The sequence below is a fragment of the Streptomyces carminius genome, assembly GCF_002794255.1.
Lineage (GTDB): Bacteria > Actinomycetota > Actinomycetes > Streptomycetales > Streptomycetaceae > Streptomyces > Streptomyces carminius.
Window position 1 is genome coordinate 318,583 of the sequence record NZ_PGGW01000067.1, and the last position, 19,810, is coordinate 338,392.

19 protein-coding genes and 2 pseudogenes are annotated in these 19,810 nt (G+C 73.6%); 12 read left to right on the forward strand and 9 right to left on the reverse strand.

Translation table 11 applies throughout. The annotated features are described in order from the left end of the window. Window positions 1-197: 197 nt before the first annotated feature. The 3 genes from CUT44_RS25835 (at window position 198) to CUT44_RS25845 (ending at window position 3,487) form a co-directional block, all read left to right on the forward strand. Window positions 198-653 carry an Lrp/AsnC family transcriptional regulator gene (locus CUT44_RS25835; protein ID WP_100204328.1) on the forward strand — a complete coding sequence of 152 codons (456 nt, stop codon included), beginning with the start codon at window positions 198-200 and terminating at the stop codon, window positions 651-653. Window positions 654-850: 197 nt separating this feature from the next. Further along, complete coding sequence (locus CUT44_RS25840) at window positions 851-1,663, forward strand: carbon-nitrogen hydrolase family protein (RefSeq protein WP_100204329.1); 813 nt, start codon at window positions 851-853, stop codon at window positions 1,661-1,663. Window positions 1,664-1,780: 117 nt separating this feature from the next. Beyond that, window positions 1,781-3,487, forward strand: a complete 1,707-nt coding sequence (locus CUT44_RS25845) for a flavin monoamine oxidase family protein (RefSeq protein ID WP_100204330.1) — start codon at window positions 1,781-1,783, stop codon at window positions 3,485-3,487. Here the strand turns inward: CUT44_RS25845 and CUT44_RS25850 are convergent. Both CUT44_RS25850 and CUT44_RS25855 read right to left on the reverse strand, forming a co-directional pair. Further along, window positions 3,448-4,572 carry a LacI family DNA-binding transcriptional regulator gene (locus CUT44_RS25850; protein WP_100204331.1) on the reverse strand — a complete coding sequence of 375 codons (1,125 nt, stop codon included), beginning with the start codon at window positions 4,570-4,572 and terminating at the stop codon, window positions 3,448-3,450. The two genes, CUT44_RS25845 and CUT44_RS25850, sit on opposite strands and share 40 nt — an antisense overlap. Before the next feature lie 151 nt (window positions 4,573-4,723). Continuing rightward, entirely contained in the window at window positions 4,724-5,458 is a 735-nt protein-coding gene (locus CUT44_RS25855; RefSeq protein WP_100204332.1) for a DUF5995 family protein, read from the reverse strand. A 170-nt stretch (window positions 5,459-5,628) separates the two neighbouring features. Between CUT44_RS25855 and CUT44_RS25860 the strand changes: the two genes are divergently transcribed. The 3 genes from CUT44_RS25860 to CUT44_RS25870 are packed head-to-tail and all read left to right on the forward strand — an operon-like array spanning window position 5,629 to window position 7,669. Then, window positions 5,629-6,099, forward strand: coding sequence for a nuclear transport factor 2 family protein (locus CUT44_RS25860; protein WP_233221658.1), 471 nt, complete (start codon window positions 5,629-5,631; stop codon window positions 6,097-6,099). Beyond that, window positions 6,096-7,046, forward strand: a complete 951-nt coding sequence (locus CUT44_RS25865; RefSeq protein WP_100204334.1) for an NAD(P)H-binding protein — start codon at window positions 6,096-6,098, stop codon at window positions 7,044-7,046. Before CUT44_RS25860 ends, CUT44_RS25865 begins: the two co-directional genes overlap by 4 nt. Window positions 7,047-7,057: 11 nt before the next feature. Further along, window positions 7,058-7,669, forward strand: a complete 612-nt coding sequence (locus tag CUT44_RS25870) for a TetR/AcrR family transcriptional regulator (RefSeq protein WP_100204335.1) — start codon at window positions 7,058-7,060, stop codon at window positions 7,667-7,669. Window positions 7,670-8,041: 372 nt separating this feature from the next. Here CUT44_RS25870 and CUT44_RS25880 read toward each other — a convergent pair whose 3' ends face one another. Next, the gene (locus CUT44_RS25880; protein WP_158239668.1) at window positions 8,042-8,932 is read right to left on the reverse strand and encodes an AraC family transcriptional regulator; all 891 of its coding nucleotides are present in this window, start codon (window positions 8,930-8,932) and stop codon (window positions 8,042-8,044) included. A gap of 287 nt (window positions 8,933-9,219) precedes the next feature. Here CUT44_RS25880 and CUT44_RS32865 point away from each other — a divergent pair, with 287 nt between their 5' ends. Both CUT44_RS32865 and CUT44_RS32600 read left to right on the forward strand, forming a co-directional pair. Next, window positions 9,220-10,176 carry an alpha/beta hydrolase gene (locus CUT44_RS32865; RefSeq protein ID WP_146252307.1) on the forward strand — a complete coding sequence of 319 codons (957 nt, stop codon included), beginning with the start codon at window positions 9,220-9,222 and terminating at the stop codon, window positions 10,174-10,176. 133 nt (window positions 10,177-10,309) lie between these two features. After that, a complete protein-coding gene (locus tag CUT44_RS32600) occupies window positions 10,310-10,735 on the forward strand; it encodes a hypothetical protein (RefSeq protein ID WP_107488068.1) in 426 nt (141 codons plus the stop codon). A gap of 97 nt (window positions 10,736-10,832) precedes the next feature. Here the strand turns inward: CUT44_RS32600 and CUT44_RS25895 are convergent, their stop codons facing one another. The 3 genes from CUT44_RS25895 to CUT44_RS25905 form a co-directional block, all read right to left on the reverse strand. After that, the gene (locus CUT44_RS25895) at window positions 10,833-11,024 is read right to left on the reverse strand and encodes a hypothetical protein (RefSeq protein ID WP_100204339.1); all 192 of its coding nucleotides are present in this window, start codon (window positions 11,022-11,024) and stop codon (window positions 10,833-10,835) included. Between the two features lie 44 nt (window positions 11,025-11,068). Next, window positions 11,069-12,502 (reverse strand): uracil-xanthine permease family protein, encoded by a 1,434-nt coding sequence (locus CUT44_RS25900; RefSeq protein ID WP_100204340.1) that lies wholly within the window; start codon window positions 12,500-12,502, stop codon window positions 11,069-11,071. 97 nt (window positions 12,503-12,599) lie between these two features. Beyond that, window positions 12,600-13,298, reverse strand: coding sequence for a TetR/AcrR family transcriptional regulator (locus CUT44_RS25905; RefSeq protein WP_100204341.1), 699 nt, complete (start codon window positions 13,296-13,298; stop codon window positions 12,600-12,602). Between the two features lie 74 nt (window positions 13,299-13,372). Between CUT44_RS25905 and CUT44_RS25910 the strand changes: the two genes are divergently transcribed. Both CUT44_RS25910 and atzF read left to right on the forward strand, forming a co-directional pair. Continuing rightward, window positions 13,373-13,597 carry an acetyl-CoA carboxylase biotin carboxyl carrier protein subunit gene (locus CUT44_RS25910; RefSeq protein WP_199185838.1) on the forward strand — a complete coding sequence of 75 codons (225 nt, stop codon included), beginning with the start codon at window positions 13,373-13,375 and terminating at the stop codon, window positions 13,595-13,597. After that, a pseudogene (gene atzF, locus CUT44_RS25915) lies at window positions 13,594-15,207 on the forward strand (allophanate hydrolase); the annotation flags it as partial. The gene CUT44_RS25910 and the pseudogene atzF, both read left to right, overlap by 4 nt. Here the strand turns inward: atzF and tnpA are convergent. After that, window positions 15,139-15,629, reverse strand: a pseudogene (tnpA, locus tag CUT44_RS25920) (IS200/IS605 family transposase). The pseudogenes atzF and tnpA sit on opposite strands and share 69 nt — an antisense overlap. A gap of 25 nt (window positions 15,630-15,654) precedes the next feature. Here tnpA and CUT44_RS25925 point away from each other — a divergent pair. Then, window positions 15,655-16,863, forward strand: a complete 1,209-nt coding sequence (locus tag CUT44_RS25925; protein WP_100204471.1) for an RNA-guided endonuclease InsQ/TnpB family protein — start codon at window positions 15,655-15,657, stop codon at window positions 16,861-16,863. Window positions 16,864-16,904: 41 nt separating this feature from the next. Then, window positions 16,905-17,201, forward strand: a complete 297-nt coding sequence (locus CUT44_RS25930; RefSeq protein WP_199185839.1) for an allophanate hydrolase-related protein — start codon at window positions 16,905-16,907, stop codon at window positions 17,199-17,201. On the opposite strand, the gene CUT44_RS25935 is transcribed toward CUT44_RS25930, so the two are convergent. Both CUT44_RS25935 and CUT44_RS25940 read right to left on the reverse strand, forming a co-directional pair. Then, window positions 17,198-18,469: an MFS transporter gene (locus CUT44_RS25935; RefSeq protein WP_100204343.1), complete on the reverse strand. Its 1,272-nt coding sequence runs from the start codon at window positions 18,467-18,469 to the stop codon at window positions 17,198-17,200. The two genes, CUT44_RS25930 and CUT44_RS25935, sit on opposite strands and share 4 nt — an antisense overlap. 117 nt (window positions 18,470-18,586) lie before the next feature. Continuing rightward, window positions 18,587-19,786 carry an MFS transporter gene (locus tag CUT44_RS25940; protein ID WP_100204344.1) on the reverse strand — a complete coding sequence of 400 codons (1,200 nt, stop codon included), beginning with the start codon at window positions 19,784-19,786 and terminating at the stop codon, window positions 18,587-18,589. Between the last annotated feature and the right edge of the window lie 24 nt (window positions 19,787-19,810).

Genomic DNA, 19,810 nt, shown 5'->3' on the forward strand with positions numbered 1-19,810 from the left:
GGACCGTTTTCCGGGAGGGATGCCCGGAAAGCCGGGGAACGGGCTCCGCCGTCGGCCCGGTGGCCGGAATCCGTGATGATCGGGTGAGCGTCCGGTGAAGTACCCCGGACGCGGTGTGCTGTACTTCGCCGGGGGGACGCGCCGCGCGGTTCGCGGCGCCCCACGGACCGCCCGCGCACAGAAGTGGCCCATTCGCAGTGCGACTGAACCAGCTCGACGAACGCATCGTCCGCGCTCTCGCCGAGGACGCCCGCCGCTCCTACGCCGACATCGGCGCCGAGGTGGGACTGTCCGCGCCGGCGGTCAAACGGCGGGTGGACCGGCTGCGCGAGCAGGGGGCGATCACCGGGTTCACCGTGCGGGTGGACCCGGCGGTGCTCGGCTGGGAGACCGAGGGCTTCATCGAGATGTACTGCCGCCACAAGACCTCCCCGGAGGACATCCGCCGCGGGCTGTCGCGCTACCCGGAGGTGGTCTCCGCCTCCACCGTGACCGGGGACGCGGACGCCGTCGTACAGGTCTTCGCCGCCGACATGCGGCACTTCGAGCGGGTGCTGGAGCGGATCGCGGGCGAGCCGTTCGTGGAGCGCACCAGATCGGTGCTCGTCCTCTCCCCGCTGGTGCGCCGCTACGGGGCGGGCCCGCCCGCCTGACGGGCCGGAGGGGTTCGCGCAACGAATCGGCGCTCCCGGCGGGAAAGACGCAACGAATCGGCACCCGGTGTGCAACGAGTGCGCCTTGTGAGGCCCCGGGGACGGCCGTACCGTCGAGTCGTCCCAGGTCAACACGTTCGTACCGGTGCTTCGGCGCGCCGGCGCACAGGTACGGACGAACGAGTCGAAGAGGTGCCATGACGCCGCTGCGCACCGCGCTGCTCCAGGGTCCCGGCGGTGTCCCCGGTTCCACCGCCCTGGCCCTGACGGCCCTCGACCGCGCCGCCGGCCGGGCCGCCGACGCGGGGGCCCGGCTGCTGGTCGCCGCCGAGCTGTACCTGACCGGCTACGTGATCGGCGGCCGGGTCGCGGAACTGGCCGAGCCCGCCGACGGGCCCGGCGCCGAGGCGGTGGCCCGGATCGCCGTCCGGCACGGTCTGGCCGTCGCCTACGGCTACCCCGAGCGCGACGGCCGCGGCCTGTACAACTCAGCCCAGTTGATCGGCCCCGACGGCGCGCGGCTGGCCAACTACCGCAAGACCCATCTGTACGGGGGCTTCGAGCACGCCTGGTTCACGCCGGGCGGGACGCCGGTCGTCCAGGCCGAGTTCGACGGCCTCCGGATCGGACTGCTGATCTGCTACGACGTGGAGTTCCCCGAGACCGTCCGGGCCCACGCGCTGGCCGGGACGGAGCTGCTGCTGGTGCCCACCGCGCTGATGCGGCCCCACGAGACCGTCGCCCACGCGGTCGTCCCGGTCCGCGCCTTCGAGAGCCAGCTCCACATCGCCTACGCCAACCGCTGCGGTACCGAGGGCGAGGGCGGTGAGGCGCTCACCTTCACGGGGCTGAGCTGTCTGGCGGCCCCCGACGGCACGGTCCGTGCCCGTGCCGGAGCGGGGGAGGACCTGATCACCGCCGAGGTGGACCCGGGACTGCTGCGGGCGTCACGCGCGGCCAACCCGTATCTGCGCGACCGCCGCCCCGAGCTGTACACCTCTCTGACCTGAGACCCGCCGGGCCCCGTCCGGGGACACCACCCCCTCGTGACCCCTCGTGACCCCCTCGTACCGCACCGGCCCGGGCCGATCCCCGGGCTGCCCGTACCACCGCAGGAGACGCCACCCATGACCTCCACCGTGCCCACCGCCGTCCACGACGAGCGGCACGCCGAGGCCCGGAACGAGCCGCCCGTCACCATGTTCGGCCCGGACTTCCCGTTCGCCTACGACGACCACCTCGCCCACCCGGCCGGGCTCGGCCAGGTGCCCGCCACCGAGCACGGCACCGAGGTCGCGGTGATCGGCGGTGGCCTGTCGGGCATCGTCACCGCGTACGAGCTGATGAAGACGGGCCTGCGGCCGGTGGTGTACGAGGCCGACCGGATCGGCGGCCGGCTGCGCACCGTCGGCTTCGACGGCTGCGATCCGGAGCTGACCGCCGAACTGGGCGCGATGCGCTTCCCGCCGTCCTCCACCGCCTTCTGGCACTACGCCGACCTGGTGGGCCTGGAGACCAGGCCGTTCCCCAATCCGCTGTCCCCCCACACCCCCTCCACGGTGATCGACCTCAAGGGCGAGACCCACTACGCCCGCACCCCGGCGGACCTGCCGGAGGTCTACCGCCGGGTGATGGAGGCGTGGCACACCTGCCTGGAGGAGGGCGCCGACTTCTCGGCGATGCAGAAGGCCGTCCGCACCCGCGACGTACCGCGCATCCGGGAGATCTGGTCACGCCTGGTGGAACGGCTGGACAACCAGACCTTCTACGGCTTCCTGTGCGACTGTCCGGCGTTCGCCTCCTTCCGCCACCGGGAGATCTTCGGCCAGGTCGGCTTCGGCACCGGCGGCTGGGACACCGACTTCCCCAACTCCGTCCTGGAGATCCTGCGGGTGGTCTACACCGGTGCCGACGACGACCACCGCGGCATCGTCGGCGGCAGCCAGCAGCTCCCGCTGCGGCTGTGGGAGCACGAGCCCGACAAGCCGGTGCACTGGCCGCCGGGCACCTCGCTGAGCTCCCTGCACGGCGGCGAACCGCGCCCGGCCGTCACCCGGCTGCACCGCACGGCGGGCAACCGGATCACCGTCACCGACGCGTCCGGCGACATCCGCACCTACCGGGCGGCGGTCTTCACCGCCCAGTCCTGGATGCTTCTGTCGAAGATCGACTGCTCCGACGACCTGCTGCCCATCGACCACTGGACGGCCGTCGAGCGCACCCACTACATGGAGTCCTCCAAGCTGTTCGTGCCGGTGGACCGGCCGTTCTGGCGGGAGCGGGACGAGCGCACCGGCCGGGACACGATGAGCATGACGCTCACCGACCGCATGACGCGCGGCACCTACCTGCTGGACGACGGGCCGGAGAGGCCGGCCGCGATCTGCCTCTCCTACACCTGGTGCGACGACTCCCTGAAGTGGCTGCCGCTCAGTCCCCGGGAACGGCTGGAGGTCATGCTCAAGTCGCTGGGGGAGATCTATCCGCATGTCGACATCCGCCGGCACATCACCGGCAACCCGGTCACCGTCTCCTGGGAGGACGAGCCGTACTTCATGGGCGCCTTCAAGGCGAACCTGCCGGGCCACTACCGCTACCAGCGGCGGCTGTTCACCCACTTCGTGCAGGACCGGCTCCCGGCGGACCGGCGGGGCCTGTTCCTGGCGGGCGACGACATCTCCTGGACGGCCGGCTGGGCCGAGGGAGCGGTGCAGACGGCGCTCAACGCGGTGTGGGGCGTGCTGCGCCACCTAGGCGGCGCCACCGATCCGGCCAACCCCGGGCCGGGCGACGTCTACGACGAGATCGCCCCGGTCGAGCTGCCGGAGGACTGAGCACCGGGGGACTGAGCGCCGGAGGACTGCGGCGGCACCACCGGGTCCGGTCCGGCCGCGGCCGCCACGCCGACCGTGCTCTCCCGGACGAGCAGCCGGTGGCCCGCCACCACCGCGGGCGCACCGGAGTCGCCGGAGCCGCCGGGAGCGCCGTCGATCCGGGCGGCCAGCAGCGCCACGGCCGACCGGGCCAGCGCCGCCTTGTCGGGGGAGACGGTGGTCAGCGTCGGAGTGCTGTAGCGGCCGTCCTCGATGTCGCCGAAGCCCGCCAGCGCCAGGTCCCGGGGCACCCGCAGCCCGGCGGACAGCGCGGCGCGCAGCGCGCCGAGCGCCAGCAGGTCGTCGAAGCACACCACCGCCTGCGGAGGTTCGTCCAGTTCCAGCAGCCGGCGCAGCACCGCGGCGCCCTCGGCGCGGCGGTACGTCCCGGTCGGCGGCACCAGGCGCGCGTCCTGGGGCAGCCCGGCGTCCCGCAGCGCCTGCCGGTGGCCGGCCAGCCGCCGCCGGGCGGCGCCGGGGCCACGGGGGCCCCGGGCGCCGATGACGCCGACCCGGGTGCGTCCCAGGGAGAGCAGGTGCCCGGTCGCCTCGTAGGCCGCCCGCCGGTCGTCGACGGCCACCTGGGGGACGGTGCCGCCCGGGACGCGCTCGCCGAGCAGCACCAGCGGGGTGGCGTCGGTGCGGTCGGCCAGTTCCCGCCGGCCGACGGTGACGGGGCAGAGGAGGAGCCCGTCGGCGAGCTGTGCCCCGGCGCCGCGGAGCACCTGGCGTTCGCGGTCGGCCCGGCCGCCGGTCTGGTCGATCAGCACGGTCCAGCCGTGCTCGGCGGCGGCCTCGGTGACGAGCCGGGCCAACTCGGCGAAGTACGGGTCGTCCAGGCCGGGCAGGACCAGGGCGACCACCCCGGTGCGGCCGCGGCGCAGACTGCGGGCGGACAGGTTCGGGCGGTAGCCCAGCTCGGCCAGGGCCCGCCGGACCTTCTCCCGGGTGTGCGGGGAGACCGGGGCGGAGCCGTTGACCACGTTGGAGACGGTCTTGACCGACACCCCGGCCCGTGCGGCGACGTCCCTGAGGCTGACGCCCATGCGCTTCCCTTCCCCACCGGCACCCGCCGGGTGCCCCCTTCGCCGAGCGGTACGGCCACCCTGGCACACCGGCGCGGGCGGTACACGGGCGGCGCGGAGACGGTGTACGGGCCCGCGAAGCGGCCGCGCGGGCCCGTACGGGCAGCGGTGCTCAGCCCGTACGGGGCGCCGGGCGGCTCTCCAGCGGGGTGAGCAGGAAGCGGCCCACCAGGCCCAGCCCGGTGTCCAGCCGGCGGGCGAACTCCCCGGCGGGCCCGGCCGGTCCGGCTGGTCCGGCGGACGGTTCGGGCAGGCGCCGCAGGGACCACAGCAGCCGTACCGCCGACCAGGCCGCCTCCCGGGCTCCCTCCACGCGCCAGCCGCAGACCAGATGGGTGAGCGGGTCGGTGACGTCCAGTGGTCCGGCGCCGGGGGCCGGTTCCTCGCACACCCGCTCCGCCAGACCGGCGAGCACGTCCCCGATCCGCTCGAAGGCGCCCCGCAGCGCCTCCGGCGCGCAGCCGCGGGCCTCGGCGGCGTCCACCACGGCCAGCGGCAGGTCGTGCCCGAGGCACGCGTTCAGCCCGGCCAGCGCGAACTGCACCGGGCGCACCCCGGGGTGGTGGCGGGTCAGGAGCAGCGGGCGCCAGCAGGCGGGGACGGGCTCACCGGCGGCGGCGCGGTCGAGGGCGGCCAGATAACGCCGGGCCAGGTCCGCCACCAGGTCGGCGGCCGGATCCGCCGCGGTCCGCGGACGGGGGAGCGGGTCGCCGGCCGGCCGCCGCCGCAGTGCCAGCGCCGCCGCCAGGCAGATCCCGCCGAAGACCGCGACCCCGTCGTGCGGCGGGAGCCCCGCCTCCAGCGCGTGCAGCCGCGCGATCGCCGTGTCGTGCCGTGCCGTCGTCATGTGCGTACGGTCGCAGGCCCGCGCGGGCGGGGGAAGGCATGCCGGGAACTCCGCCCTGATCGGGTGTCCCCCGGACGGGCCGCCGGGGGCGACGCTTGACCGTGGCCGGGACGGTACCGTACCGTCCATACATGGGGCCGGTACGGTACCGTCCCGACGAGAGGAGACCGGTGGACACGACAGACCACGACGCCCGGCGGCGGCGCGCCCATGAACTGGTGGACCGGTTGCAGGACCGCCTGCTCGCACACGACATGACCGGGTTCGCCGGGCTGTGGGCGCCCGACGGCACGGCGGACTTCCCCTTCGCCCCGCCCGGCTGGCCCCGGCCGCGCGGCCGGGAGGAGATCCGCGCCTACGTGGCCGGCTACAACGAGCTCGTCCTCCCGCGCGAGATCGTCCACCAGACCCGCCACGAGACCGGCGACCCCGACACGCTCGTCCTGGAGTGGGGGGTGGCCGGGACGGTGACGGCCACCGGCGCCCCGTACCGCCTCGACTACGTGGTGGTGATCACCTGCGGCGCGGAGGGCGTGGTGTCCTACCGCGACTACTGGAGCCCGTCGGCCGTGGAGCGGGCGCTGGGCGGGCCGATGGAGCCGGCCGCCTTCGGCGGAGCGGCGCAGGGGAGCCCCGCGTGAGCGTCGCACGGCGCGGGGACGGCGGTGGGAGGATCCTGGTGACCGGGGCCTCCGGCAACACCGGCGCCCCGCTCACCGCCCTCCTGGCGGACCGGGGAGCGCCGGTGCGCACGGCCACCCGGCGCACGGTCCCGCCCGGTGGCGGTGAGCACGTCCGCTTCGACTGGGCGGACCCGGCCACCCACGCCCCGGCGCTGGCGGGCGCCGACCGCGTCTACCTGGTGGCACCGGTGGCGACGGCCGACCCCGCGGCCCTGGTGGAGCCGTTCCTGGCGGCGGCGGTCCGCGCGGGGGTACGCCATGTAGTGCTGCTGAGCTCCTCGGCGATCGCGGCCGGCGACCCGGGACTGGGTGAGGTGGAGGCGCTGGTGCGCTCGGCCGTGCCGCGGTGGGCGGTGCTCAAGCCGTCCTGGTTCATGCAGAACCTCACCGGTGCCCACCCCCTCGCCGAGGGCGTCCGCGCCACCGGCGAACTCGTCACCGCCACCGGTGACGGGCGGCTGGCCCTCGTCGACGCCCGGGACATCGCCGCGGTGGCGGCGGCCCTGCTGCTCGGCGGCGGAGACGGCGGGGACTGCGGGGACGGCGGGGACGGCGCCGGGCGGGAGAGCGCCGAGTACCTCGTCACCGGGCCCGAGCCGCTGAGTTACGCGGATGCCGCGGCCCTGCTGACGGAGGTGACCGGCACCCCCGTCCGGCACGTCGGCGTCACGGCCGGGGAACTGGCCGCCCGGCTGACCGCGGCCGGGTTTCCCCCCGATTTCGCCGAGGTCCTGGCCGGCCTGGACACCCTCGTCCGGGACGGGAGGCAGGACTTCACCGCCGACACCGTCGAACGGCTCACCGGGCGCCCGCCCCGCTCCCTGCGCGCGTTCCTCACCGAGCACCGGGACCGCCTGGTGGTACCGGTGCGGCAGGCGAGCGCCGCCGCACCGCCCCGCGGTTAGGGTGGGGCGCCATGCACAGCGGAACACGCAGGAAGCCCAGCGGGGCGGCCGTCCTGAGACCCGAACTCACCGAGGCGATCGTGGAGATCGCCCTCGGTGAACTCGCGGAGAAGGGCTACGGGCGGATGTCCATGGAAGCTGTCGCCCGGCGCGCGGGAGTCGGCAAGAGCGCCCTGTACCGCCGCTGGCCGTCCAAGCAGGCGCTGGCCGTCGACGCGGTGGCCCGGATCAGCGTCCCGCTCGCCGAGACCCCCGACACCGGCTCCCTGCGCGGGGACGTACGGGCGATGCTGGAGGCGCTGCTGTCCTGGCTGGACGACCCCCGGTTGGGCGGGATCCTCACCGACCTGATGGCCGAGGCCCGGCGGAACGGGGCGCTGGCCCGGGCGCTGGCGGAGCGGGTCGGCGAACCCCGGCGGGCCCGGGGCGAGGCCCTGCTGGACCGGGCCGCCGCCCGGGGCGAGGTGCCCGCCGGCCTCGACCGGGAGATCGTCCTCGACCTGATCCCCGGGGCGCTCTTCTGGCATCTGGGGGCACGCCGGCAGCCCGTCACGGCGGACTATCTGGACCGGCTGGCGGACACGCTCGTCACCGCACTGACCGCCGGGCGGGCCGGCGCCTGACCGGGCGGCGGGGCACACCGCCCCGCCGCCCGGCCCGCCGCCGTGCCGGGCACCGCCAGGAGTTGTCGTCACGGGCCTGGTGTCCACCCAGTCCCTGGAACAGGGGGCGCTGCCGCAGCTGCGCGCCGCGACCGATCCGGACGTGCGGGGCGGGCGGTTCTTCGGCCCCGCCCGGCTGTGGGAGACGCGGGGGCCGGTCGGGGGCCCGTCTCAGCAAGGAGGCGGCCGGAATGGCCCGCCGCGGGTCGCGGTGATCACGACAGGGGCTCTGTCGCGGTGAATCCGGCATCGACCGCGGCGGCGCCGAGGCACGGTGAGGGGACAGAAAGAGCGGGTGCTCAGGCGGTGAGAAACCCTGGACTGCCGGGGCGATCAACTGGCGGACTTCTCCCGCGGTGGTCTCTGACGCAGTGGGTCCGCTGCTGGAGGGGTACCGAAGGTGCGCTTGTAGTCGCGGCTGAACTGTGACGGACTTGCGTAGCCGACAGCCATCGCGATTCGTGAGATGCTCTCGCTCTCGCCTGCGAGAAGTCGGCGGGCTTCGTGCAGGCGGAGTCGCTTGTGGTATTCCGCCGGTGTGGTCCCGGTGGCGGCCTTGAAGTGCCGGTGGAACGAGGTGACGCTCATTTCTGCAAGGTTCGCCAGGGTTCCGATGCCGACCGGCGTATCGATATGGTGACGCATCCATTCGGTCGAGCGTCTGATCCGCTGCAGCACTCCGTCGACATTGATGAGTTGAAGCAGTGAGTTCCCGTGTGGACTCGTCAGCACGCGATACGTGATCTCACGCTTCAGGCCGCCCGCGAGGATTTTCGCGTCCATGGGTGAATCGAGCAGTTGCAACAGCCTGAGCATCGGGTCGAGGACTGCCTCAGGCAGCGGACGCACCGAGACCGCCTGTGTCTCTGTCCCGGGCAGCAGTCGCGTGTTCGTCGCGAGATCGACGAGCATGGCGAGGTCCAGTGGCAGTTCGACCGCCAGGTACGGCTTCGTCTCGTCCGCCTCGGTCACGTGAGTCAGTGCCGGCAGGTCCATGTACGCAATGACCAGGTCACCGTTGCCGTAGTCGATGACCCGGTCATCGAGGATGACGTGCTTCCTGCCCTGGAACACCAGATACAGCATCGGCTCGAACACGATGGGAACCGGGGTGCCCGGGGAGCGGCTGAGGTACAACCGGATGCCGTCGGCCGACGATCGGGGTTCGGACTCGATGGCGTGTCGCGCGATCAACGCCCTGATGCTCTCCAGCGTTCCTGCCATACGTCCTCCAGCGTAGTGGGCGCGGGAGCAGCGTAGTCGACGTGCGAACACAGTCGTATCGGCCGACGGAGAAGGGTGCCGTCGGCAAGTGGCAGGATCTGGCACGGGACGGGGAACCACAGACATTCTTCCAGTATTCCTACGCACATAGGCTGTGGTCATCAGGTGTCAGCGGTCGGCATACGCGAGTCGAATCCTGATGCAAGGTGATTTCACTCGCACTCGGTGATTCCCTCGGTGTCTGCCGGCCCTCGTCAGTCCTTCTGTAGCCATCTCTGGAGATTTGCATGTCTGGGAACAACAAGACGGTCGGCGACGGCGCTCTTGATGCACAGGTCGACGCCGCACTCGACGCATTTGCGCGCGGCCTTGCTTTTTCGGCGCGATCGCCACTGCTGGGGACGCCCGCGGACGCTGGCCTCCAGTTCGACGATGTCACTTTCCCCTCGGCCGACGGCGTGCCTCTCGAAGGCTGGTTCATCCCGTGCCCCGGCTCCGGCAAATTGATCATCTGCTCGCACCCGTTCGGCTTCTCCCGCTACGGCTTCCCGGCACACCTCGAACCATGGAAGTCCGCTTGGGGGGAAGGGCTGGGGAACGATTTCGAAGTCAACTTCATGCCGGACTACAAGATCCTGCATGACAACGGCTACAACGTGCTGACGTACGATTTCCGCAACTGTGGACTGAGCGCGGCAGCAAACGGAGGACTGGCGTCGAACGCCCGGTTCGAATCCCGTGACGTGCTTGGATCGCTGGCCTACGTGCGCTCACGCCCCGAGCTGGCGCGCATGACGCTCGGTCTGTTCAGCCGCTGCATGGGCGCCCACGCTACTTTCGTGGCGATGGAACTCGACCCCGCCGCCTTCGCGGACGTGCGCGCCTTGGTCGCGCCCCTGCTTCTCTCGCCGACGGTCATCCTCGAGCAGCAGCTCGAGCGTGCCGGACTCGCAGGATACGCCGCTGAAGTCGATCGCCGGTTCCGGCGGATCACGAGTGCCCTGCTGGCAGAAGGCAGCCCGGTCAAGTCGGCTCCCGCGGTCACGGTGCCGACTCTGACTTACGGTGTCCACGACGATCCGCTGGTTCGTCCCTCGGACCTCGAAAGCATCTTCGAGGCGATCGGCGCAAAGGAAAAGGACATGTTCTGGATCCACGACACTACTGCCCGGTGGGACGGCTATCTGTGGTTCCAGCGCCGTCCGGAGCGAATCCTGGAGTGGTTCGAGAACCACATGCGCTGACAACTCCCCGGACCGGTGGAGGCGTACCTGGCAGGTGATGTCACTTCTCGGTTCCGGCACGGATCTGGGGGAGCGGTCATACGCGCCGCGGCCTCTCCTCACGGCCGAACACGGGACGACGCTTCGACGCACAGTGGAAATCAGCAGCTCCACCAGCGTGTCGGTGATCTCCCGTTCGTGCAGCAGCACCGCCGGCAACGTCACCTGCAGCGGTACCGTCCACGTCCGCAGGTGGGAAGGCGACTGCACCGCGGCCCACGCCCGCCGGGCGGCCAGGATGTCCGGGCCGCGGACGACGTCCGCACCGCCATCGACCGTGGGGGAGGAGCGCGCCACCGCCGCGGCGAAGTCCCCAGGAGCGGCGGCACCTGATGCCGATGGCCACGGTGAGTACCACGGGACCTACCGGCGCACCCTCGACGTCGGCCACCCCGTCCTCACCGTTCTCGACACCGACCCGGGCACCGTCGCCGAGCAGTTGCACGCCAACCTGGGCCACGCCCACGAGTACCGTCAGGGCCGGGCCGGACAGACGCTCGGTCTGGCCGCCGACGCCTGACACAGCACGAGAAGCGGCGCCCGAAGCCACCTCAGGTGGCTTCGGGCGCCGCTTCGCCTGTACGGCCCGTGCTCACGCGAGGAGGCTCGCGGTCGACTCAAGCGGCCTGGTGGGGGGCGGCGGCGGTGAGGTCCCGCTCGCGCAGCGGGGTGAGGTCGACGTCGGGTCCCGGGCCGTACGCCTCGGGCCGCATGCCGAATTCGTGGGTGCCGTACTCGCCGAACCGATTGACGTGCTCGGCCGGGTACGGCGAGGTGTGCGTCAGGTCTTCCGGGTCAAGGCCCGTCACCCTCTCGTCCCTGCTGATGTGGGCGTGACACTTGACGACAACTCCTAGGGCTTCGCGGCACCCTTCCCGTCCCCGCCGTCCCCGTCGCCGTCGTCCGCGCCGGTGACGGCCTCGCCGTAGGAGGAGGTGCCCTCGTCCAGCAGCGGCTCCTGCTCGCGCAGGTGCGCCGGGGCCAGCGCCCGCAGCGCGTGGTAGCCGGTGAGGACCACGAGGGTGCCCAGCGCGATGCCGTTCAGCTCGAAGCTGTCGGTGATCTCCAGTGTGACCCCGCCGACGCCGATGATGACGCCCGCCGCGACCGGCACCAGGTTCAGCGGATTGCGCAGGTCCACGTTGCCCGCCAGCCAGATCTGCGCACCCAGCAGGCCGATCATGCCGTAGAGGATCACGGTGATCCCGCCGAGCACGCCCCCGGGGATCGCGGCGATCACCGCGCCGAACTTCGGGCACAGCCCGAACAGCACCGCGAAGCAGGCGGCGGCCCAGTAGGCGGCGGTGGAGTAGACGCGGGTCGCGGCCATCACGCCGATGTTCTCGGAGTACGTGGTGGTGGCCGGGCCGCCGACCGCGGTGGACAGCACGGTGGCCGCGCCGTCGGCGCCGATCGCGGTGCCCAGTTCGTCGTCCAGCGGGTCGCCGGTCATCTCGCCGACGGCCTTCACATGGCCGGCGTTCTCGGCGATCAGCGCGATCACCACCGGCAGCGCCACCAGGATCGCCGACCACTGGAACGCGGGAGCGTGCAGGGAGGGCAGCCCGACCCAGTCCGCCTCGCCCACCGCCGACAGGTCCAGCCGCCAGTGGTCGACCGCCTCGCCGCCGCCCACCGGGGAGTGGATCCTCCCGAAGAGGCGGTCCAGCAGCCAGGAGACGGCGTAGCCGAAGACCAGTCCCAGGAAGATCGCGACCCGGGACCAGAAGCCGCGCAGCGCCACCACGGCCAGCCCGGTGAAGAGCATGGTCAGCAGTGCCGTCCACTGGTCCTGCGGCCAGTACGTGGAGGCGGTCACCGGGGCCAGGTTGAAGCCGATCAGCATCACCACCGCGCCGGTGACCACCGGCGGCATCACGGCGTGGATGACCCGGGCCCCGAACCGCCGTACCACGAAGCCGGCCGCCGCCAGGACCACGCCGACGACCAGCAGCGCCCCGGTGATCGTCGCGCTGTCGCCGCCCGACGCCCGGATGGCCGCCGCGACCCCGACGAAGGAGAGGCTGGAGCCCAGGTAGCTGGGCACCCGGCCGCGCGTCATCAGCAGGAATACCATGGTGGCGACGCCGGACATCATGATCGCCAGATTCGGGTCCAGGCCCATGAGCACCGGCGCCACGAAGGTGGCACCGAACATGGCCACCACGTGCTGGGCGCCCAGCCCGGCCGTCCGCGGCCACGACAGCCGCTCGTCGGGCCGTACGACGGCGCCGGGCGCGGGCGTGCGCCCGTCGCCGTGCAGGGTCCAGCGCAGACCGAGGCCCATGGCCGGTGCTCCGTTTCATGCGGGGAAGCGCTCGGATGTGCGAGCGGAATCGATCGGTCCACATGTTAGAGGAGGCGTCCGGGAGCCCCGGGGGCGCTCAGCTCTCCGGCGGCCCGGCCGGTCCGACCGCGGCCAGCAGCTCCCGGCCCCCGGCCGCCGCGCCCGCGGTCTCCTCCCCGGGGCAGCCGGCCACTCGCAGCACCGCGTCGGCGCTGGCGGCCGCGTGCGCTGCCACGTCCAGGCCGGGATCGTCCCGGCGGACCAGGATCGCGCTCTCGACCAGACCGAAGACCAGTCTCGTGTGCACCGGACCGGGGCGGCCGGCCTCGGCCAGTGCCGTCCGGTAGGCGTCCCGCAGCTCCCGGCGCAGCGCGCGGAACGGGGCGAACGGCTCCCCGGCCGTCTCCGGCAGCAGGTACAGCGTGCCGAGGTTGTGCCGGACACCGCACAGCAGCGCGGTGTCCGCGTGGGCCAGCGCCCACAGCCGGGCCCACGGGCCGGTCCCGTCCCCGCCGTCGGCGGCGTACCGCCGCAGCGCGTGCGCCGTTCGCAGGGAGGGCCGCACGGTGGACTCCAGCAGGACGGCGAGCAGGTCCTCCTTGCCGCCGAACCAGTGGTACAGCGATGCCTGCCGCAACCCGGCCCGCTCGGCTATCGCCCGGGTGCTGGTCGCGGTGTAGCCCCGGGTGGTGAACAGCTCCGCGGCCGCCTCCAGCAACTCCTGGCGAGGACTCAGACCGGTACGGGAGGGGCCGGACGCGCGGGGGCGTCCAACGGGGCGGGTGGCGGCAACCATGGGCCGAGGCCGGCGAGTTCGACCGGCAGGACGTCCCCGACACCGGCCCGGCCGCCCCCGCCGACCGGATCGAGGTGCCGCCGGGCGCGGCGGCCGTCGAGGCACCCTTCACCGCCGCCGTGTGGCGGCTGGACGTCAAGGCGGGGGACCGGGTGCGGGCCGGGGACCCGCTGCTGGCCGTGGAGGCGATGAAGATGGAGACGGTCCTTGCCGCACCCCGGGACGGCGAGGTGCTCGCCGTGGCCGCCGCGGTCGGCGACCAGGTGCAGCCCGGCACCCCGCTGGTGGTGATCGTGTGACGGCCACCGGAAACGCTCCCCGGACCCGGAACGGGCCGGACCCGGTGGCGCGGGTCCGCCGCGCCTACACCCGCATCGCCGAGGTGGACCGCCCCGAGGTGTGGATCGACCTGCGCCCGGCCGCCGAGGTGGAGGCGGAGGCCGCCGCGGTCGCCGACCGGCTCGCGGCGGAGGAGGAGCTGCCGCTGGCGGGGAAACTGCTGGCGGTCAAGGGCAACATCGACGTGGCCGGGCTGCCCACCACCGCCGGCTGCCCCGCCTACGCGTACCTCCCCGGCCAGGACGCCGTGGCGGTGGCCCGGCTGCGCGCCGCCGGGGCCGTCGTGCTGGGCACCACCAACCTGGACCAGTTCGCCACCGGCCTGGTGGGGACCCGCAGCCCCTACGGCGCGGTGCGCGCCGCGCCGCTGCCCGACAGGATCTCCGGCGGTTCCAGCTCCGGGTCCGCGGTGGCCGTCGCGCTCGGCATCGCCGACCTGGCACTGGGTACCGACACGGCCGGATCGGGGCGGGTGCCCGCGGCGTTCAACGGCATCGTCGGCATCAAGCCGACCCGGGGGCTGGTACCGGTGCGCGGTGCCGTACCCGCGTGCCGCTCCCTGGACTGTGTGACGGTCTTCGCCCGCACCCTGGACGAGGCGGTGCTCGCCGCCCGGACCATGGCCGGCCCGGACGAGGCGGACCCGCTGTCCCGCACGCCTCCGCCCGGTCCGCCCGGCCCCGCCACGGACCGGCCACTCCGGATCGGTTTGCCGCCCGTGGGACTGCTGGGGCCGCTGGCCCCCGGCTGGGCGGCGGCGTTCACCGCCACCGCCGAGCACCTGCGCCGGGCGGGCGCCGACCTGGTGGAGACGGACCCCGAACCGTTCCTGGCCGCCGCCCGGCTGCTGTACGAGGGCGCCTTCGTCGCCGAGCGCTACGCGGCCGTGGGGGACTTCGTCGCCGCCCGCCCGGAGGAGGTCGACCCGGTGGTGGCCGCCATCGTCCTGGCCGCCCGCGACCTGCCCGCCCACCGGCTCTTCCGGGACGCCGAGGTCCTGGACGCCGCCCGGGCGGCGGTCCGCCGCCTGTTCGCCGGGGTGGACGCCGTACTGCTGCCCACCACCACCCGCCATCCGGCCTTCGCGGAGGTGGCGGCCGACCCCGCCGGCGTCAACAGCGACCTGGGCAGGTTCACCAACGGTGCCAACCTGCTGGACCTGTGCGCGCTGGCGGTACCGTCCCCGGTTCCGATGCCCGGCGGACCGGCCGGCGGGCCGCCGCTGGGGGTGATGCTGTACGCCCCGGCCTTCCACGACGACCTGCTCGCCGAGGCGGCCCGGCTGCTCGCCCCGTCCCGCGGCCGGGCACCTGCCCCGGGCGGGCACCTCCGGCTGGCCGTCGTCGGCGCCCATCTGTCCGGCCAGCCGCTGAACCACCACCTCACCGAGGCCGGCGGGCGGTTGCTGCGCACCACCGCCACGGCACCGCGCTACCGGGTTTATTCGCTGTGCACCGGGTTTCAGCCCGGTGGTGAAGCGAGTCTTTGGTCCGCTCTGATCTCAGCTGTGTGCATGGATCTGCGTTGTTCGCCTCGGCCCGGGTCGGAGCGGGCGGTTGTGCTGTTCGATGTACTGCTTCACGGTGCTGAGCGGCGCACCGCCGACCGACCCGGCGGCGTGCGAGCCGGACCACAGGCGCTGTGCCCGCCAGTAGTGGCGGACGAGGTCGGGGGACTCTCCCCTCTGGTCTTTCGGCCGGGTGGTGCCCCCAGGCGGAGGCTGCGCGAGGACACGCTTTTGAGGGAGTTCACCAGCCTGGATACGGCGACTTTCGGCGGGCGGTTCACGAGCAGGTGGACGTGGTGGGCCTCGCCGGTGAACTCGGCCGGCTCGGCCTCGAAGTCCCCGCGTGCGGCGCGCATGGTCTTCTCGCAGCGTGTCAGGTGCCGGTTGGCGACGACACAGTGCCGGTACTTTGTCACGACAACCACGTGGGCGTGCAGGCGGAAGACGCAGTGACGGCCTGAACGGATGTTCTCGTCGACGCTCATGGGCCACCTGCGTAGCGTGATCGGTGTGCAGCTTCGGTACCGTTTTCGCCTGTATCCGGGCGCCGGTCAGCGCGCCGCGTTGGCGAGGGCGTTCGGGTGCGTGCGGGTGGTCTACAACGATGCGCTGCGGGCTCGGGAGACCGCCCGCGGCCAGGGGGTGCCGTTCCCGAAGACCGGGGAGTTGTCCAAGCGGCTGATCACTGAGGCGAAGAAGACCCCGGAGCGGGCCTGGCTGGGCGAGGTGTCGGCGGTGGTCCTCCAGCAGTCCCTGAGGGACTTGGACACCGCGTACCGGAACTTTTTCGACGGCCTCAAGGGCAAGCGCCCGCGGATGGGTGCACCGAGGTACAAGTCCCGCAAGGACACCCGGCAAGCCATCCGGTTCACCGTGAACGCCCGCTGGTCGATCACCCCGGGGCACAAGCTGCGTCTGCCGAAGATCGGCGACGTCACGGTGAAGTGGTCCCGCGCTCTGCCGTCGCTGCCGTCCACGGTGACCGTGGTCAAGGACAGCGCGGGCCGGTACTTCGCGAGCTTCGTCGTGGAGACCGGGCCCGGGGAAGTCCTGCCCAAGGTGCCGCCCGAGCTGGGCATCGATCTCGGGCTCGGGCACTTCGCGGTCCTCTCCGACGGCACGAAGATCGACAGCCCGCGCTTCCTGCGCCGGGCCGAGAAGCGCCTGAAGAAGGCGCAGCGCGCCCTCTCCCGCAAGGAGAAGGGATCCCGCAGCCGGGACAAGGCCCGGGTCCGCGTCGCACGGGCGCACGCCCGTGTCGCGGACGCGCGCCGCGAGTTCCACCACCGGCTCTCCACCAAGCTGATCCGCGAGAACCAAGCGGTGGCCGTGGAGGACCTGGCGGTAAAGGGACTTGCGCGTACACGCCTGGCCGAGTCCGTGCACGACGCCGGATGGTCGGCGTTCGTGAGCATGCTGGAGTACAAGGCCGCCCGGTACGGGCGCACCTTCATCCGGATCGGCCGTTTCGAGCCCACCTCTCAGGTGTGCTCGCAGTGCGGCGTCCAGGACGGCCCCAAACCCCTGCATGTCCGGGTGTGGACCTGCCCGGCGTGCGGGGCCGTCCTGGACCGGGACATCAACGCGGCGGTCAACGTCGCCAAGGCGGCCGGACTGGCCGTGTCAGCCTGTCGAGCGCAGGTAAGACCAGGACTCCTCCCGGCACCGCGCGGCGAAGCAGGAACCCACTCGACACCGCAGCCACAGACGGCGCGATAGGCGGGAATCGCCGTCCTTCAGGACGGCGAGGATGTCAACGCATGCACCTGCTGGCGACCGATCCGCCCAAGCCGGGGCTGCGCCGGGTGGCGACCGGCGGCGCGGCGGTGGAGGCGGAGGTGTGGGAGCTGCCCGCGGGGGCTCTCGGCCGCCTGGTCGCCGCGTTGCCGCCGCCGATGGCGGTCGGACCGGTGGAACTGGGCGACGGCGAGCGGGTGCCGGGCTTCCTGTGCGAACCCCTCGCCCTGGCCGGTGCGCCGGACATCACCGCCCACGGCGGCTGGCGCGGCTGTCTGACGGCCGGCGCGGATCCGGGCACCCCCGGGGACGGGCTCTAGGGACCGGGGGCGGACGGCTGCCCGGCCGCGTCCGGCGCCGGACGCGGCGGACCGGCCCGTTCCGTCCGCAGCACTCCCGCCCCCGGCACCAGCCCGCACAGCAGCACGGTGATCAGGGCGAAGGAGACCGGCAGGGAGGTGAACTCGGCGATCCAGCCGACCGCCGCCGGGGCCGCCAGTCCCGAGGCGTACGCCAGGGTCGCCACTCCCGCGATGGCCTGTCCCGGCGCGCCGGACGCGGTGCGGCCCGCCGCCGCGAAGCACAGCGGCACCACCACCGCGATCCCGGTGCCGATCAGCGCGAAGCCCGCCACCGCCGCCGCCGGTTCGTGCGCGGCGACCACCAGGAGCCCGCCGGAGGCGGCCAGCACCCCGCTGATGCGTACGGTGCGCACCGGTCCGAGCCGGCTCACGACGGCGTCCCCGGCCAGCCGGGCGACGGCCATGGTGCAGGCGAAAGCCGTGTACGCGCCGGCCGCCAGGCCCGGCGAGGCGTCCGTGACGTCCCGCAGGTAGATCCCGGCCCAGTCCATCGAGGCGCCCTCGGCGAAGACCGCGAAGAAGCCGATCAGTCCCACGGCCAGCACCCCGCGGCCGGGCAGCGCGAAGTGCGGCGGTGCCTGGAGGCCCGGCTCGGCCCGCACGTCCGGTGTCCGGCCGGCCGCGACCGCGCCGATCACCGCCAGCACCGGGACGGTCAGGGTGAGATGGATCCGGGCGTCCACCGCGAAGTGCGCGGCGAGCGCTCCCACCCCGCCGCCGACCAGCGTGCCGACGCTCCACATCCCGTGCAGCCCGGACATCACCGACCGGCCCATGCGCTCCTCGACCTGCACCGCCTGGGCGTTCATCGCCACGTCCGAGATGCCCAGCCCCGCCCCGTACAGCAGGAGCGCGCCGCACAGCCAGACCGGCCCGGGCGCCGCGGCGGGCAGGGCGAGCCCGGCGCAGCACAGGACGATCAGCAGCCGCAGCGCGCCGCGCGGTCCGTGCCGGTGGGCCAGCCGCGCGGCCAGGGGCATCGAGGCGGCGGCTCCGACCGTGGCGAAGACCAGGGCCACGCCGAGTGGGCCGGTGCCCAGTTCCAGCTGGTCCCGTATCCAGGGGATGCGGGTGGCGAAGCCGCCGGCGACCGCGCCGTGGACGGTGAAGACCACGGCCACGGCGCGCCGTGCGCGCGCCGCCTCCGTCCGGGGCTCCTTCCGGGAGTCCGTCCGGCCCCCGGCCCGGTCCCGCCCGTCTGTGCCGTCGTGTCCGCGCACACCCATCCCCTTGTCTCCGGGTCTCCCCGGGCCCGTTCCGTCCGGTGGTTCGGTGGTTCGGTGGTGCCGTACCGCCCGGTGCGGTCCTGCCCGGGCCGCACCGCGGCGCCGGCGGCGCCGTCCTCAGTCCTTCCGCAGCCCGGCCCGCACCTCCGGGCCGCTGCGGGCGACGACTCCGCCGCGGCCCGGGGCGCCCAGCACCCCGGCGGCCAGGACGAGAACGACCGTACCCGCGGTGACCAGGCCGAACGCCGCGCGCAGCGAGGCGAGTTCGGCGACGGTGCCGATGAGGGTCGGGGCGATCAGCCCGGTGGTGTAGGTGATGGTGGCGACCCCGGCGATGGCCTGGCCGGGCGCCGGGCCGCTGTGCCCGGCCGCGGCGAAGCACAGCGGTACCACCACGGCGATCCCGATGCCCAGCAGCGCGAAGCCGGCGACGCCCGCCACCGGGCCGGGGGCGGCGACCACCAGGAGTCCGCCGGCGGTGGCCAGTACCCCGCTGGTCCGTACGGTGCGGACCGGTCCGAGGCGGCGTACGACGGCGTCCCCGGCCAGCCGGGCGGCGGCCATGGTGCAGGCGAAGGCGGTGAAGCTGGCGGCGGCGACCGTGGCCGAGGCCCCGGTGACCTCCCTGAGGTAGATGCCGGACCAGTCCATCGAGGCGCCCTCGGCGACCACCGCGCACATGCCCACCACCCCGACGAGCAGTGCCGAGCGCGGCGGCAGCGCGAAGCGCGGCGGAGCCTCCTCGTCCGGCGCCGGGCGCACGTCCAGCAGTCCGCGGCAGGCCGCCGGCGCGGCGGCGGCCAGGACGGCTGCGGCCAGGGCCAGATGGATCCGGGCGTCCAGACCGAGGTGGACCGCGCCCACCCCCACCGCCGAGCCGAGCAGGGCGCCGACGCTCCACATCCCGTGCAGCCCGGACATGATCGAGCGCCCGTAGCGCCGCTCCACCTCCACGCCCTGGGCGTTCATCGCCACGTCGGCCATCCCGGCGGTGGCGCCGAAGACGAACAGCGCGGCGCACAGCGCCACCGGATGAGGGGCCAGGGCGGGCAGGGCGAGCGCGGCGCACCACAGGACGAGCAGGACACGGGTGGCGGCCCGGGTGCCCAGCCGGTGCACGACGCGCCCGGCCAGCGGCATGGCGAGTGAGGCGCCGATGGCGGGAAAGGCCAGGGCGAGCCCCAACTGCCCCGCGCTGAGATCGAGTTGCTCCCGTATCCAGGGGATGCGGGTGGCGAAGCCGCCGGCGACCGCGCCGTGCAGGGTGAACACCGCGGCGGTCGAACGCCGGGCGCGGCGTGTCGAGGAGATCGGCATGCCCGTAAACTATCAGGCAGCCTG